At 70.1% G+C, this 13,663-nt stretch carries 13 protein-coding genes; 8 read left to right on the top strand and 5 right to left on the bottom strand.

The window, feature by feature from the left end:
- Nucleotides 1-8: 8 nt before the first annotated feature.
- The gene (locus QSK25_RS32645; RefSeq protein WP_285644005.1) at nt 9-980 is read right to left on the bottom strand and encodes a glycosyltransferase family 4 protein; all 972 of its coding nucleotides are present in this window, start codon (nt 978-980) and stop codon (nt 9-11) included.
- Between the two features lie 20 nt (nt 981-1,000).
- On the opposite strand from QSK25_RS32645, the gene QSK25_RS32650 reads away from it, so the two are divergent.
- Genes QSK25_RS32650 through QSK25_RS32670 form a run of 5 tightly spaced genes read left to right on the top strand, consistent with a single transcriptional unit; the run spans nt 1,001 to nt 6,669 of the window.
- Nucleotides 1,001-1,903, top strand: a complete 903-nt coding sequence (locus QSK25_RS32650) for a glycosyltransferase family 2 protein (protein WP_285644007.1) — start codon at nt 1,001-1,003, stop codon at nt 1,901-1,903.
- A complete protein-coding gene (locus QSK25_RS32655; RefSeq protein WP_285644008.1) occupies nt 1,879-2,538 on the top strand; it encodes a hypothetical protein in 660 nt (219 codons plus the stop codon). The genes QSK25_RS32650 and QSK25_RS32655 overlap by 25 nt, the downstream gene beginning before the upstream one ends.
- A gap of 8 nt (nt 2,539-2,546) precedes the next feature.
- Entirely contained in the window at nt 2,547-3,086 is a 540-nt protein-coding gene (locus QSK25_RS32660) for a hypothetical protein (protein WP_285644009.1), read from the top strand.
- 3 nt (nt 3,087-3,089) lie between these two features.
- On the top strand, nt 3,090-5,582 hold the full coding sequence (locus QSK25_RS32665; RefSeq protein WP_285644010.1) for a glycosyltransferase: 2,493 nt from the start codon (nt 3,090-3,092) through the stop codon (nt 5,580-5,582).
- The gene (locus QSK25_RS32670; protein WP_285644011.1) at nt 5,575-6,669 is read left to right on the top strand and encodes a glycosyltransferase family 4 protein; all 1,095 of its coding nucleotides are present in this window, start codon (nt 5,575-5,577) and stop codon (nt 6,667-6,669) included. Before QSK25_RS32665 ends, QSK25_RS32670 begins: the two co-directional genes overlap by 8 nt.
- A gap of 233 nt (nt 6,670-6,902) precedes the next feature.
- Here QSK25_RS32670 and rfbD read toward each other — a convergent pair whose 3' ends face one another.
- On the bottom strand, nt 6,903-7,751 hold the full coding sequence (rfbD, locus tag QSK25_RS32675) for a dTDP-4-dehydrorhamnose reductase (RefSeq protein WP_285644012.1): 849 nt from the start codon (nt 7,749-7,751) through the stop codon (nt 6,903-6,905).
- 6 nt (nt 7,752-7,757) lie between these two features.
- Nucleotides 7,758-8,744, bottom strand: coding sequence for a dTDP-glucose 4,6-dehydratase (gene rfbB / locus QSK25_RS32680; RefSeq protein ID WP_285644013.1), 987 nt, complete (start codon nt 8,742-8,744; stop codon nt 7,758-7,760).
- Nucleotides 8,745-8,852: 108 nt separating this feature from the next.
- Between rfbB and QSK25_RS32685 the strand changes: the two genes are divergently transcribed.
- From QSK25_RS32685 to QSK25_RS32695, 3 genes are all read left to right on the top strand, one after another.
- Nucleotides 8,853-10,409 (top strand): LCP family protein, encoded by a 1,557-nt coding sequence (locus tag QSK25_RS32685; RefSeq protein WP_285644014.1) that lies wholly within the window; start codon nt 8,853-8,855, stop codon nt 10,407-10,409.
- Nucleotides 10,410-10,475: 66 nt separating this feature from the next.
- The gene (locus QSK25_RS32690; protein ID WP_285644015.1) at nt 10,476-11,675 is read left to right on the top strand and encodes an LCP family protein; all 1,200 of its coding nucleotides are present in this window, start codon (nt 10,476-10,478) and stop codon (nt 11,673-11,675) included.
- Nucleotides 11,676-11,685: 10 nt separating this feature from the next.
- Nucleotides 11,686-12,381 carry a TIGR03089 family protein gene (locus QSK25_RS32695; RefSeq protein ID WP_285644016.1) on the top strand — a complete coding sequence of 232 codons (696 nt, stop codon included), beginning with the start codon at nt 11,686-11,688 and terminating at the stop codon, nt 12,379-12,381.
- On the opposite strand, the gene QSK25_RS32700 is transcribed toward QSK25_RS32695, so the two are convergent.
- Both QSK25_RS32700 and QSK25_RS32705 read right to left on the bottom strand, forming a co-directional pair.
- Nucleotides 12,362-12,778, bottom strand: coding sequence for a DoxX family protein (locus tag QSK25_RS32700; protein WP_285644017.1), 417 nt, complete (start codon nt 12,776-12,778; stop codon nt 12,362-12,364). The two genes, QSK25_RS32695 and QSK25_RS32700, sit on opposite strands and share 20 nt — an antisense overlap.
- Before the next feature lie 124 nt (nt 12,779-12,902).
- Nucleotides 12,903-13,661, bottom strand: a complete 759-nt coding sequence (locus tag QSK25_RS32705; RefSeq protein ID WP_285644019.1) for an META domain-containing protein — start codon at nt 13,659-13,661, stop codon at nt 12,903-12,905.
- Nucleotides 13,662-13,663 lie beyond the last annotated feature (2 nt).

Genomic DNA, 13,663 nt, shown 5'->3' on the forward strand with positions numbered 1-13,663 from the left:
TCCGGTCGTCAAGCGTGTGCTCTCCAAACACTCTGTGCGGTCTTTTCCCAGGTGAACTCACTCGCGCGGGTGATCCCGGCCTCGACCGTGTGGCGTGGATCAGCCAACACCGCACGGAGTCCTTCCGTCAACGACGCGAGATCTCCCCTGCGCACGACCGTGCCCGCGCCCCCGGCGACCTCGACCAGCGCCGGGTCGTCGGAGTGCACGACCGGGACGCCCGCCGCCATCGCCTCGAGCACCGGCAGGCCGAAGCCCTCGGCGAGGCTCGGTGCGGCCAGGCAGGTGGCCCCGGCCAGCACCGATGCCAGCCTGGCGTCGGACACCCTGCCCAGCAACGTCACGTGCGGCGCGCGCAGGTCGACACCGCCCCACCCCTGCGGGCCGACCACCACCAACGGCACGCGCAGCCGTTCGCAGGCCCGCACGAGGAGCTCGAAACCCTTGCGGGGCTCCACGGTTCCGACAGCCAGCACGTAACGATCAGGAAAATCATCCGCAGGCGGCCCGACCAACCGCGTCACCCCGTTGGGCACCACGAAAACCGGGACGGAAACGGTCACGCACTCCGCCAGCTGAGACGCGACCGCCTGCGTCGGCACGACCAGCGCCCGCGCCTCCGCGGCGGCCCGCGCGATCACCTTGCGGTGCCAGGCGACCCCGCGCGGCGTCAGCGTCTCCGGGTGCGTCCACGGCACCACGTCGTGCACGGTGACGACGGCACCCGGCAGCGGCGCGAGCGGGGTCGGGGCGTGCACGTGCGGGCCGAGCTTCGGCGGTAGGCCGCGTTCCCACAACGCCACCAGCACCCGGCGCGGCACCTTGAGCACGCGGTCGGCGTTCGCGGTGGCGGCGGTCGTCACGGACCAGCCGTCCGGGGTGTTCTCCCGCAACGCGGCGAGCAGCTCGGCGGTGTAGCGGCCGGTGCCGCCGGGGACCGGGGCGTTGAGTTGCTCGGTCAGCACTACTAGCTCGGGCACGTCGCGTACCGTCTCACGCCGTGTCGGCAGTCAGCACCGTGGTGGTCGTGACGTGGCGCGGCCGTGACCACATCACGGCGTGCCTGGACGCCCTGAAAGCCCAGAAGAGTCCACACAGGACGATCATCGTGGACAACGCGTCCGACGACGGCACCGCCGAGCTGATCAGCGGGCACGAGGTCGTCCGGCTCCCCCGCAACGCCGGCTACGCGGGCGGGCTCGCCGCCGTCCTCGGCCAGGTCGAGACCCCGTACGTCGCGTGGCTCAACGACGACGCGGCACCGGACCCGTCGTGGCTCGCCGAGCTGGAGAGCGCTCTCGAAGCAGAACCGCAGGCGGCCGCCGCCACGTCGTCGATCCTGCTGACCGACGGCTCGACGCAGTCGGTCGGCGTCGCGCTGACCGCCGACGGGTACGGCAGGGACGTCGTGCTGGCGGGCCGCGAGGTGTTCGGGTTCTGCGGCGGCGCGGCCCTGCTCAGGACCGACGTGCTCAAAGCCGTCGGCGGCGTCCCGGCGAACTTCTTCTGCTACTACGAGGACACCGACACGGCCTGGCGGCTGCGGCTGGCCGGGCACCGGGTGATCTCGGTCGGGCCGGCGCGGGTGCGGCACCGGCACGGCGCCAGCACGCGGCCGGGTTCGGTGCTCTTCCACCGCTGGAACGAACGCAACCGCCTGCTGATGCTGCTGCGCTGCGCCCCGGCGAAGGTCGCGCTCACCCAGCTCGCGCGGTTCGCCGCGATCACGGTGGTGCTGCCGCTGCGCAAGGACGTGCCGGACGCCGCGAACTTCCGCCTCGGACTGCGGGCGCGGGTGCTGGGCGAGGTGCTGCTCAGGCTGCCGGTGACGGTGGTGCAGCGGCTGCGGATCACCACGAGGGTGCCGAGGCAGCGGGTGTGGCGGGACTGGGCGGGACGCTGATGCCGGGCAGACGCAAGCGCCGCGAGGTCAGGAGACCCCGCCAGGCCGCGGCAGCCCGGCATCGCGGGTCCACCACCCCGCCGGACCACCGCGCGATCCCCACCGCGCCCGAGTCCGAGCGCCCCGCCTGGCTCCTGATCACCGGCGGCCTGACCGCCCTCGCGGCCGGTGTCGCCCTGTCCATCACCCTCGGCCAGGGGTTCGTGTTCGTCTGCCTGCTCGGCGGCCTCGCCTACGCCCTCGGCGTCAGCGGCCTGTCCCAGCGCAAGTGGATCGCCCTGCCCGCGTTCGTGCTCGGCCTGCTGGCACCGTTCGTGCTGACCTTCGGCGTGCACAGCGTGCTGATGCAACGCATCGGGCACGCGGAGATGTGCGCGGTCAGCTCGAAGGAGGAGCACCCGTCCGCCAAGTACCCCCGGGTCGACTACGTGCTGGCCTGCCCCGGCGGCGAGGTCGAGCTGGACCTCGACTGGAACGACCGCCTCAAGGGCGCGGAGGCCCCGGTGGCGATCGGCGAACCGCTGCGGCCGCTGTGGGGTTCGTACACCCGGTGGAACCTCCTCCTGGTCTCGAGCGTCCCCGGAGCGATGATCCTCCTCGTTCCGGTCGCCCGGCTGCTCAGGAAGCAGCCGTGAGGCGGCCTGTGCCACTCATCGTGATCGGGCTCGCCGCCGTGGCCGTCGCGGTGGTGCTGGGCGCGGTCGTGCCGGAGCGGTACGACCTGCTGGTGCTCGTGCCGTGCCTGCTGATGTCGCTCGCGTTCGCGTGGGGCCTCGGCAAGCTCGGGACGGCGTGGCTCGTGCTGCCCGCGTTCATGGTCGTGATCCCCGGCACGGCGGTGCTGCTCGGCGACGGTCACCGGGCGTTGATGGACGCCCTCGGCACGCCCCGGACGTGCGTGATCACCAGCGTCGAGGACGTGCCGGGGCTCGACAACCCGGAGTACGTCCACCACCTCACCTGCCCGGACGGCGCCGAGCTGCGGATCGCCGTGCGGGGTGAGCGGGACAAGCGGGTGGAGCCCGGTCCGGCCACCGTCCTGCGGCACCCGGTGATGCGGCCGCTGCTCGCCGACCGCAACGACTGGTCGGCCGAGTGGGTCTTCGGGGTGCCCGCGGCTGTCGCTTTGCTCCTGATCTGTGCAACCACACTGCGGGCGCGCAGAGTGATGAGGCAGGCTTAGCACGTGGATCGAGCCTCACTGCCCGTCGTGTCCGTCGTCGTCGTCAACTACCGCGGCGCGGAGGACACGATCACCTGCGTGCGAGGGCTGGCGGAGGTCGACCACCCCGCCGAGCTGCTCGAAGTCATCGTCGTCGACAACGAGGCGCACGACACGGCACGGCTCAAGGCCGAACTGCCGGGCGTCAAGGTCGTCACGTCGGAGCAGAACCTCGGGTTCGCGGGCGGCTGCAACCTCGGCGTCGACCACGCGACGGGCGGCGTGCTCGCGTTCCTCAACAACGACGCGCGCGCGGACCGGAACTGGATCAAGGCCGCGATCAGGGTCTTCCACGCCGAACCGGCGGTGGGCGCGGTCGCGAGCAAGGTCCTCGACTGGGACGGCGAGAAGATCGACTTCGTCGACGGCGGGCTGACCTGGTTCGGCATGGGCTACAAGCGGCACGCCGGGCAGGACGACGACGGCAGCCACGACGGCCCGAAGGACGTGCTGTTCGGCACGGGCTCCGCGTTGTTCGTCCGCACCGAGCTCTACAAGCAGCTCGGCGGGTTCGACGAGCGGTTCTTCATGTTCTACGAGGATGTCGACCTCGGCTGGCGGCTCAACCTGCGCGGCTGGCGGGTCCGCTACGAACCGGCGTCGCTCACGTACCACCGGCACCACGCGTCGATGAGCTCGATCGACCACAGCCGCGAGCTGTACCTGCTGGAGCGCAACGCGCTCATGTCGCTGTACAAGAACTTCTCCGACGAGACGCTGGCGAAGGTGCTGCCGGCCGCGCTGGCGCTGTGCGTGCGCCGCGCGACGGCCCGCGGTGAGATCGATCCCACGCAGCTGGAGATCACCCGCCGTCCGGCCGACCCGGCGGACGACCAGGCGCCCGTCGGGGTGCCGCGCCAGGCGCTCGCCGGGTTCCTCGCGATCGACCAGTTCGTCGAGGCGATGCCGTCGCTGCAGAAGTCGCGCAAGATCGAGCAGGCCGCGCGCCGGATGTCGGACACCGACCTGGTCCCGTTGATGCGCAAGGCCTTGGAGCCCGCCTATCCCCTGCCGCGCTACCTCGCCGCGCACGACGTCCTCGTCGACGTGCTCGGCCTCGACGACGTGTTCGGCAAGCCGCGCAAGATCCTCGTGATCACCGGTGACGCGATCTCCGACCGGATGGCCGGTCCCGCGATCCGCGCCTGGCACATGGCCGACGTGCTGTCCGGCGAGCACCAGGTCCGCCTGGTCACGACGAACCCGCTGTGCGCGCCTCCCGACGCCCCGTTCGGCGTCGAGCGCGCCCGGCCGAAGGAGCTGCCGCCGCACGTCGCGTGGGCGGACGTGGTCGTGCTGCAGGGCCACGCGCTGGAGATGGTCGCCGAGCTGAAGAAGGCGTCCTCCACCAAGATCGTCGTCTGCGACATGTACGACCCGATGCACCTGGAACTGCTGGAGCAGGGCAAGGACGACACGGACGACAAGCGGGCCCTGGACCTGGAGACCGTCACCAGGGTCCTGAACACGCAGCTCGAACGCGGCGACTTCTTCCTGTGCGCGTCGGAACGGCAGCGGCACTTCTGGCTCGGCCACCTGGCCGCCCTGGGCCGCCTGACGCCGACGTTGTACGACAACGACCCCACGACCCAGTCGTTGCTCGGGATCGTCCCCTTCGGACTCTCGGGCAAGCCGCCGCAGCGCACCGGCCCCGCGATCAAGGACGTCGTGCCGGGCGTGTCGGACGCGGACAAGGTCGTGATCTGGGCGGGTGGCGTCTACAGCTGGTTCGATCCGCTGTCGCTGATCGAGGCGATGGACCACCTGCGCAGGCGGCAGCCGTCGGCGAAGCTGTACTTCCTCGGCATGAAGCACCCGAACCCCGAGGTCCCGGACATGGACATCGCCGGCCAGACGCGGGCGTTGTCCGCGCAGTTGGGGCTGACCGGCGAGACCGTGTTCTTCAACGACGGGTGGGTGCCCTACAACGAGCGGCAGAACTGGCTGCTCGACGCGAACTGCGGTGTCACCACGCACTACGAACACGTGGAGACCACGTTCGCGTTCCGCACGCGGGTGCTCGACTACCTGTGGGCGGGGCTGCCGATCGTCACCACGTCCGGCGACTCGTTCGCGGACCTGGTGCTGCGGGAAGGATTGGGCGTCGTCGTGCCACCGGAGGACCCGGAGGCGCTGGCCGACGCACTGGAGAAGGTGCTCTACGACGAGGAGTTCGCGGCCGCGTGCCGCGAGCGCATCGCCGTCGTACGCGAGCGGTTCACCTGGGAGACGGCACTCGCGCCACTGGCCGAGTTCTGCCGCAACCCCAGGCCCGCCGCGGACCGTCTGCCCGGCTCGGCCCCCCTGGTGCGCACACCAGGGCTGAGCAGGTCGGACAAGGTGAAGCGGGACCTGCAACTGGTGCGCGAGTACCTGGACGCGGGTGGCCCGACCGAGTTGGCCAAGCGGGCGACGGGGCGTCTGCGCAAGATCGCGCGTGGTGGCAAGCATGGCTAGATCCCCCAAGAAACCCCTCTCCGTGCTGCTCGACGGCACACCCCTGCTCGGACATCGCACCGGAATCGGCCGCTACACGGCGGCTCTGGCCGAAGAACTGGCTTCCATGCCGGAGGAGGCCGACGTACGGGCGGTGGCGTTCACCCTGCGCGGCTGGCGCGCGTTGCGGACGGTGTTGCCGCACGACGTCACGGCGCGCGGCCTGCCGGTGGCGGCGCGGGCGTTGCGCCAGATGTGGCTGCGCGCCCCGTTCCCGCCGGTCGAGATGCTGGCCGGGTTCTCCGATGTGATGCACGGCACCAACTTCGTGTTGCCGCCGACCGTGCGGGCCGGTCGGGTCGTCACGATCCACGACCTGGCGTTCCTGGACGCGCCCGGCGACCTGCCGCCGTCCGACCGCCGGTTGCCGGAACTGGTCCGGCTCTCGGCGAACCGCGCGGACGTGATCTGCACGCCGACCGCGGCCGTCGCTTCCGTTGTCGCGGACCGGTTCTCGGTGCCGCTGGAGAAGATCGTCGTGACGCCGCTGGGCGTCGACCCCGCCTGGTTCGCCTCCCGCCCGCCGTCGGCCACGTTGCGCGGACGTCTCGGGCTGCCGTCGGAGTACCTGCTGTTCGTCGGCGCGGACGGGCCGCGCAAGGGGCTGGAGTACCTGGTCAAGGCGCACGCCTCGGACCCGTCGCTGCCGCCGCTGGTGATCGTCGGACCCGGCCGGTCCGGTGTGGACGGTCGCGTGCTGCGGACCGGGTACCTGTCGGACGTGCACCTGCGGTCGGTCGTGGCCGGCGCCACGGCGCTGGTGCTGCCGTCGCGCGACGAGGGCTTCGGGCTGCCCGTGCTGGAAGCGCTGGCGTGCAACGTTCCGGTGGTCTGTTCGGACGTGCCCGCGTTGCGCGAGGTGGCGGGCGGGCACGCACTGCACGTGCCGGTCGGGGACGTCGAGGCGCTGGCCGAGGGACTGGCCCAGGCCGTGGCGGCACCGGCCACCCCGGAAGCGCAGAGCGAACGGCGGGCGCACGCGTCCGGGTTCACCTGGCGGCGGTGCGCGGAGAAGACGGTCGAGGCGTACCGGCTGAGCCGGGCCTGACACGGTGAGGGGCGTCAGGAAGACCTGACGCCCCAACGACTTCACCGAGAGTGCGGCCTCGGCGAGCGCTTGTCGAGCTGGCTCATCGAAACCTGCCGCGAGCCCGTGACAACGGCGACGCAGGTCAGGAAGCGCCGCCGATCGGATTCTTCTGTCGCGGGGCGCGGATGCGTGCGCCCGGAATCGAACATGCCGAAAAGGGTCCCGCACTTGGAACTACCGTGCCAGACCGGTCACTCCAATGGCGCAGCACCAGCACGGGGAGCTACCACGCCCGCCTTGAACGCCGCCGAAAGGGCGCTTCGCCAGTGCGGCAAAGGGCGTAGTCCCGCTGCTGCCCACGCCGCACCCGACAGCACCGAGTAGGCGGGTCGCGGGGCCGGTCGCGGGAAGTCGGCGGTGGTGCACGGCCGGACGCGCGCCGGGTCGGCGCCCAGTTCCTCGAAGATGGCCCGGGCGAAGGCGAACCACGTCGTCTCGCCGCCGCCGGTCGCGTGCAGCAACCGTTGTGCCGGGAGCACCGAGACGAGCTCGAGCAGCCCGGCCGCGAGGTCGTGCGACCACGTGGGCGCGCCGGTTTGATCGTCCACAACGGACAGCGAAGGCCGCGAGGACTCCAGTGCCGCCATGGTCTTCACGAAGTTCGAGCCGTTGACGCCGTAGACCCACGACGTGCGCACGACGTAGCCGCCCGCCTCCAGCACGCGGTGCTCGCCTTCGAGCTTCGTGCGGCCGTAAGCGGACTTCGGGCCCACCGGGTCGGACGGCTCGTACGGGCGGTCGCCGTCACCCGCGAACACGTAGTCCGTGGAGACCTGGACCATCGGGATGCCGAGCGAGGCGCAGGCCTCGGCGAGCAGGCCGGGGCCGACGGCGTTGACCGCGAACGCGCGGTCCTCGTCGGTCTCGGCCGCGTCGACGGCGGTGTAGGCGGCGCAGTTGATCACCGCGGACGCCCCCGCCAGGTCGTCGGCCGTCACCGTCGTCACGTCGAGCTCGGCCGACGACAGCGCGCGGACGTCGCAGGACAGGGCGGCGAGGTCGTGACCGAGCTGGCCACGACCACCGGGAACGAGGATCACGGAAGATCAGCCCTTCACCAGCGCCGCGCGCTCCTTGAGCGGCTCCCACCACGCGCGGTTCTCGCGGTACCACTCGACGGTGTCCGAGAGGCCGACGGCGAAGTCGACCTGCGGCGCGTAGCCGAGTTCGGAGGCGATCTTGGAGATGTCGACCGAGTAGCGGCGGTCGTGGCCCAAGCGGTCCTGGACGGGCTCGACGGCCGACCAGTCGCGGCCCGTCGCGGCCAGCAGCTTCTCGGTCAGCTCGCGGTTGGTGAGCTCGGTGCCGCCACCGATGTTGTAGATCTCACCCGGCCGGCCGCCCTCGGCGACGAGCTGGATGCCCCGGCAGTGGTCCGCGACGTGCAGCCAGTCGCGCACGTTCAGGCCGTCGCCGTAGAGCGGCACCTTCTTGCCGTCGATCAAATTGGTGACGAAGAGCGGAATCACCTTTTCGGGGAACTGGTACGGCCCGTAATTGTTCGAACACCGTGTGATGCTCACGTGCAGACCGTGCGTGCGGTGGAACGCGCGCGCGAGCAGATCGGAAGAGGCCTTGGAGGCCGAGTACGGCGAGTTCGGTTCGAGGACGTGCGTTTCGGTCCAGGAACCGGTCTCGATCGAGCCGTAGACCTCGTCCGTGGACACGTGCACGAACCTGCCCACGCCCGCGTTCAGCGCGCCCTGGAGCAGCGTCTGGGTGCCGAGGACGTTCGTGAGGACGAACTCCGCGGATCCGGTGATGGACCTGTCCACGTGCGACTCGGCCGCGAAGTGCACGACCACGTCGACGCCGCTCATCTGCTCCGCGACCAGCGCGGCGTCGCAGATGTCGCCCTGGACGAACTCGAACTTGCCCGCGACCGGCGCGAGGTTGGTCTCACTGCCGGCGTAGGTGAGCTTGTCGAGCACCACGACTTCGGCACCGGCGAACGCCGGGTAGGACCCGCTCACCAACTCCCGCACGTAGTGCGAGCCGATGAACCCGGCCCCACCTGTCACCAGTACGCGCATGCCATTTCCTCCTGTGGTGTACCCCGACAGCAGTCTGTCACCTAGGTAATCGCTGCAACCCACAGCAACGTCACGTCGTGTGACTTATAAACGTCTAAACTCGGTGTGGTGGGGGAGGGAACGACGGTGGAAGGCAGGACTCTGCCGGTCAGGGTGGTGAGCACCCGGCCGTCGTCGGCTTTCCGCGCATTCCTCGTGGTGGGGAAGACGTTCGTCGCGGTCGTCTCGGTCGCTGTGCTTCTCGTCACGTCGTACGGCTGGACCAAGCTCCGCAACGCGAACGACGGCATCGTCAAGACCGACGTCATCGGCGAGGACGTGACGGTCCAGGGCCCCAAGCCGCTCGACGGCGCGGTGGACATCCTGCTGGTCGGCATGGACAGCCGGACCGACGCGCAGGGCAACCCGCTGTCGAAGGAAGTGCTGGCCATGCTCAACGGCGGCATCCCCGACGGCGAGCAGAACACCGACACGATGATCCTCGTCCACATCCCGGTCGACGGCACGCGCGCGGTCGCGATCTCGTTCCCCCGCGACTCCTACGTCGAGATGGCGGACGGCTTCGGCAAGCACAAGCTCAACTCGGCGTTCGCCCGCCAGCGCAACACCGTCGACGAGAAGCTCCGGTCGCAGGGCGTCACCGACGAGAAGCGGATCCGTGACGAATCGATGGCGGCCGGCCGCAAGACGTTGATCAAGACCATCGAGAACATGTCCGGCGGCACCGTGCGCATCGACCGGTACGCCGAGGTCAACCTCGCCAGCTTCTACGAGGTCACGCAGGCCATCGGCGGCGTCGAGGTGTGCCTGAACGAGCCGACGCAGGACCGCGACTCCGGCGCGAACTTCCAGGCGGGCCGGCAGACCATCGAGGGCGCGTCCGCGTTGTCGTTCGTGCGGCAGCGCAAGAACCTCCCCGGCGGCGACCTCGACCGGATCGTGCGCCAGCAGGTGTTCATCGGTGCGCTCGCCAAGAAGGTGCTGTCGACCGGCACGCTGACGGACCCGTCCAAGCTCAACGGCCTCGTCGAGGCGGTGCAGAAGTCGGTGATCCTCAGCTCGGGCTGGGACATCACGACGTTCGCCGAGCAGATGCAGGGCCTGGTGGGCGGCAACTTCGAGTTCAAGACGATCCCGGTGGGCGACCCGACGGACACCTACAGCGACGGCAACGTGCTGCCGGTGAACCCCGCCGAGGTGCGCAAGTTCATCACCTCGCTGGCCGCCGACAAGCCGTCGGCGAGCAGCTCCGCCCCGGTGACGACCACGAACCTGCCCGCACCGCCGAACTCGGCGATCACCGTCGCCGTCTACAACGCGGCGGGCATCCAGGGCCTCGCCGGCGACGTGATGAACACGTTGACCGCCAAGGGTTTCTTGCGCGGAACGGTGGCCTCGGCGCAGAACAGCGACACCACCGTCGTGAAGCACGCGCCCGGCGAGGAGGGCTCCGCGCGCAAGGTCGCGGCGGAGCTCGGCCAGAACGTGGGCGTCGAGGAGGACGCGTCCGTCCGAAAGGGACAGGTGCAGGTCTTCGTCGGCGGCGACTACCAGCAGCAGGACGACAGCGAGGACGTGGACGTGCAGGCCGCCCCCGGCACGTCGACCGCCCCGAGTTCCAGCACGCCGCCGATCACGGCCGGCGGGCTGGTCTGCGTGAACTGAAACCCGGCGTAACGCTCTGACGATAGTTACGCTGAGAACTCAGGAACAGCAACAGGGGGCCCGACCTTGAGCACTGCCGCACGCGCGAAGAAGACCGCACGGGTGCTGGGCCGTACGGTCGTCGCGCTGGTGGCCGTGACGACGTTGGCGTTCTCGGGCTACTTCTGGACGGCGCTGCGGCTGGTGAAGGAGAACACCAACACCACGCAGATCCTCCAGGTGCTGGAGGACATCCCGAACTCACCGCCCGCGGACGACGGCGCGATCGACATCCTGCTGGTGGGCAGCGACAGCCGGACGGACGCACAGGGTCGTCCGCTTCCAGCGGACGTGTTGCGCAAGTTGCGCACCGAGGGCACCGACACGGTGAACACGGACACGATCATCGTGATGCGCGTCCCCCGCAACGGCGGCAAGGCGAGCGCGATCTCGATCCCGCGCGACACGTACGTGCCGATCGCCGGCTACCGCGAGGACAAGATCAACTCAGCGTACGGCGCGGTGAAGTACCTGACCGCGGAACGGTTGCAGGCCGAGGGCGTGAGCGACCAGGCCGAGCGCGAGCGGAAGTCGGACGAGGCGGGCCGCAAGGCACTGGTCCAGGCCGTGCAGGACCTGACGGGCATGCGCGTCGACCACTACGCGGAGATCAACCTCTACGGCTTCTACCTGCTGACCGAGGTCATCGGCGGCGTGCAGGTGTGCCTGAAGGCGGGCACGTCGGACCCGAACTCCGGCGCGAACTTCCGGGCGGGGCCGCAGCTGATCTCGGGCGGCGACGCGTTGTCGTTCGTGCGGCAGCGGAACATGCCCGGCGGTGACCTCGGTCGCATCACGCGGCAGCAGGTGTTCATGTCGCAGGCGATGAAGCAGCTGCTGTCCGCGGGCACGTTCACCGACCCGGGCAAGATGAGCGGCCTGCTCGACGCCGTGTCGAAGTCCGTGGTGGTGGACCAGAAGCTCGACCTGGCGACGCTGGCGGCGCAGGCCCAGGGGCTCGCGTCGGGCAACGTGGAGTTCGCCACGATCCCGGTGACGAGCATCGACGCCCGCAACGAGCGCGGGCAGAGCATCGTGACGGTGGATCGCGAGGCCGTGAAGGCGTGGGTGGCGCAGCTGATCGGCGAGACCTCGAAGCCGGCGCCGTCGTCGACCACCGCGTCGTCCACCCCGGCCGCACCGTCGCGGTTCGGCCCTGAAAAGCTGCTCTCGCTGGACGGCGCCCACGCCGTCGCGGCCCGCCAGGATGTGCCCTGCGTCGACTAGGAGTCACCGCGTGAGCGTCACCGAGGTCCTCTTCACGCCGTTGCTCAAGGCCGACCCCGGTCGTCCGCTGATCACGCACTACGACGACGCGGCGGACACCCGGATCGAGCTGTCCAGGGCGACGGTGAAGAACTGGGCCGCGAAGACGGCGAACTGGCTGCGCGACGAACACGACGTCGAGCCGGGTGACGCGGTGGCCGTGCTGCTGCCCGCGCACTGGCAGACCGTCGGCGTGCTGCTCGGCGCCTGGTGGTGCGGTGCGCACGTGGTCGGGGCCGGTGTCCCGGCGAAGGTGGCGGTCGTGCCGCCCGGTGGCACGGCGGACGCGGACGTCGTGGCCGTGGCCTCGTTGCACCCGCTGGGCCTGGGTTCGGGCGCGCCGGTCGACTACAACGACGACGTGCGCGTGCACGGCGACGACTTCCTGCCGTGGGAACCGGTTCCCGGCTCCACGCCCGCCCTGGGTTCGTCCACTGTGGACGAGGTGGTCGCGCTGTCCCGCGAGCTGGGCGCGAAGCTCGGCCCCGAGCCACGCGTGCTGTCCACTCTGGAGTGGGACTCGCCTTCCGGTGTGCTGGAAGGGTTCCTGGCCGTGCTCGCGGCCGGTGGCTCACTCGTTCAGGTGAGCAGTCCCGACGCGGGCCGGCTGGCCGCGCGCCGGGACAGCGAGAAGGTCACCCAGGAGATCACGCAGCCGCTGGGTTGAGCACCTTGTTGTTCTTGAACAGCACGCGGTCGAGCGCGTAGGCGCCACCGTTGAAGCCGAGCGCCAGGGCGGCCGCGCCGAGCACGATCACGAGCTCCGCGCCGCCCTCGCCGGTCAGGCCGTTCGGCAGGTGCACGAGCAGCCACGCGCCGAGCATGTCGACGGCGAGCAGGATGCCGACGACCGGCAGCGCCACGCCCGCGATCAGCGCGAGGCCGCCGGCGAGCTCGACGGACGCGGCGAACCAGGCGGACAGCGTCGGCAGCGGCACACCCATCTTGTCGAAAGACCCGGCGGTGCCGGCCATGCCCCACTCGGTGAACTTCTGCCAGCCGTGCGCGACGAACACGATGCCGACGGCGATGCGGCCGATGAGTGCGGCGACGTCCTTGACCATGATGCTTGCTCCCCGATCCTGTCGTTCAGCTGTAGGTCGTTCAACCTCGAACCAAAAGTAGTGCAGATTTGAACGACCTCATGATTTCGACAGGATTCCCACAGCGAGTCCTTAGGTTCGCAGGTCACTTGCGCAGCTGGAGGCCCACGCCCTGGGCGTTCTTGAGCGTGAGGGTGTCGCCCTCGATCTGATAGGTGAACCCGTCCGGCTTGAGCGTGGCGAGGATCGCGCCGTCGACCTCCATCTCGGCGTCGCCGCACCGCTTGACCGACATGATCAGCCCGACGCCCTTGATCGTCTGACCGTCCACTTCGTACGGTTTGGCGCTGCTGCTCTTGCTGGAGCCGCCGTTGCAGCCGCCGGTCACGTGGACGTAGCCCTCCTCGAACCGGATCTTGGCCGTGACACCCACCGGCAGGGACGACACCGCGTCGGTGGAGATGAGCCCTTCGACGGCCCACTCCCCTTCCAGGGTCGCCGGTTTCCGTTCCGCCAGAACGACTTCCGCGTCGTTCCCGGTGATCACCAGGTTCGCGCCGTCGAGCTTCCAGGACGGTTTCCCGGTCAGCAGCTCCGACAGCCACCGGTCCTGTTCGCCCAGCCCCTCGGCGGGGCAGGCCATGTCGGTGGTGGTGAGGTCGGTGACGGCGAGCTTGCCGCCGTTCGTGCTCACCGGGCCCTGCATCTGGTTGCAGCCCGCGTTGGCGTTGAGCCTGCCGTCGTCGGTGAACCTCAGCTCGATCTTCGTGCCCTCGACCAAGGCGCGCGTGCTCGACGTGGAGGTGTACACCTTGGGCGGCAGGGTCTGCCCACTCATGGCGTTCTCGCTGCCACACCCGGCGGCCAGCAGGACCAGTGCGACTGCCGCTACTCGGAATGCCATGT

Source organism: Lentzea sp. NBRC 102530 (assembly GCF_030269365.1).
Classification (GTDB): Bacteria; Actinomycetota; Actinomycetes; order Mycobacteriales; family Pseudonocardiaceae; genus Lentzea.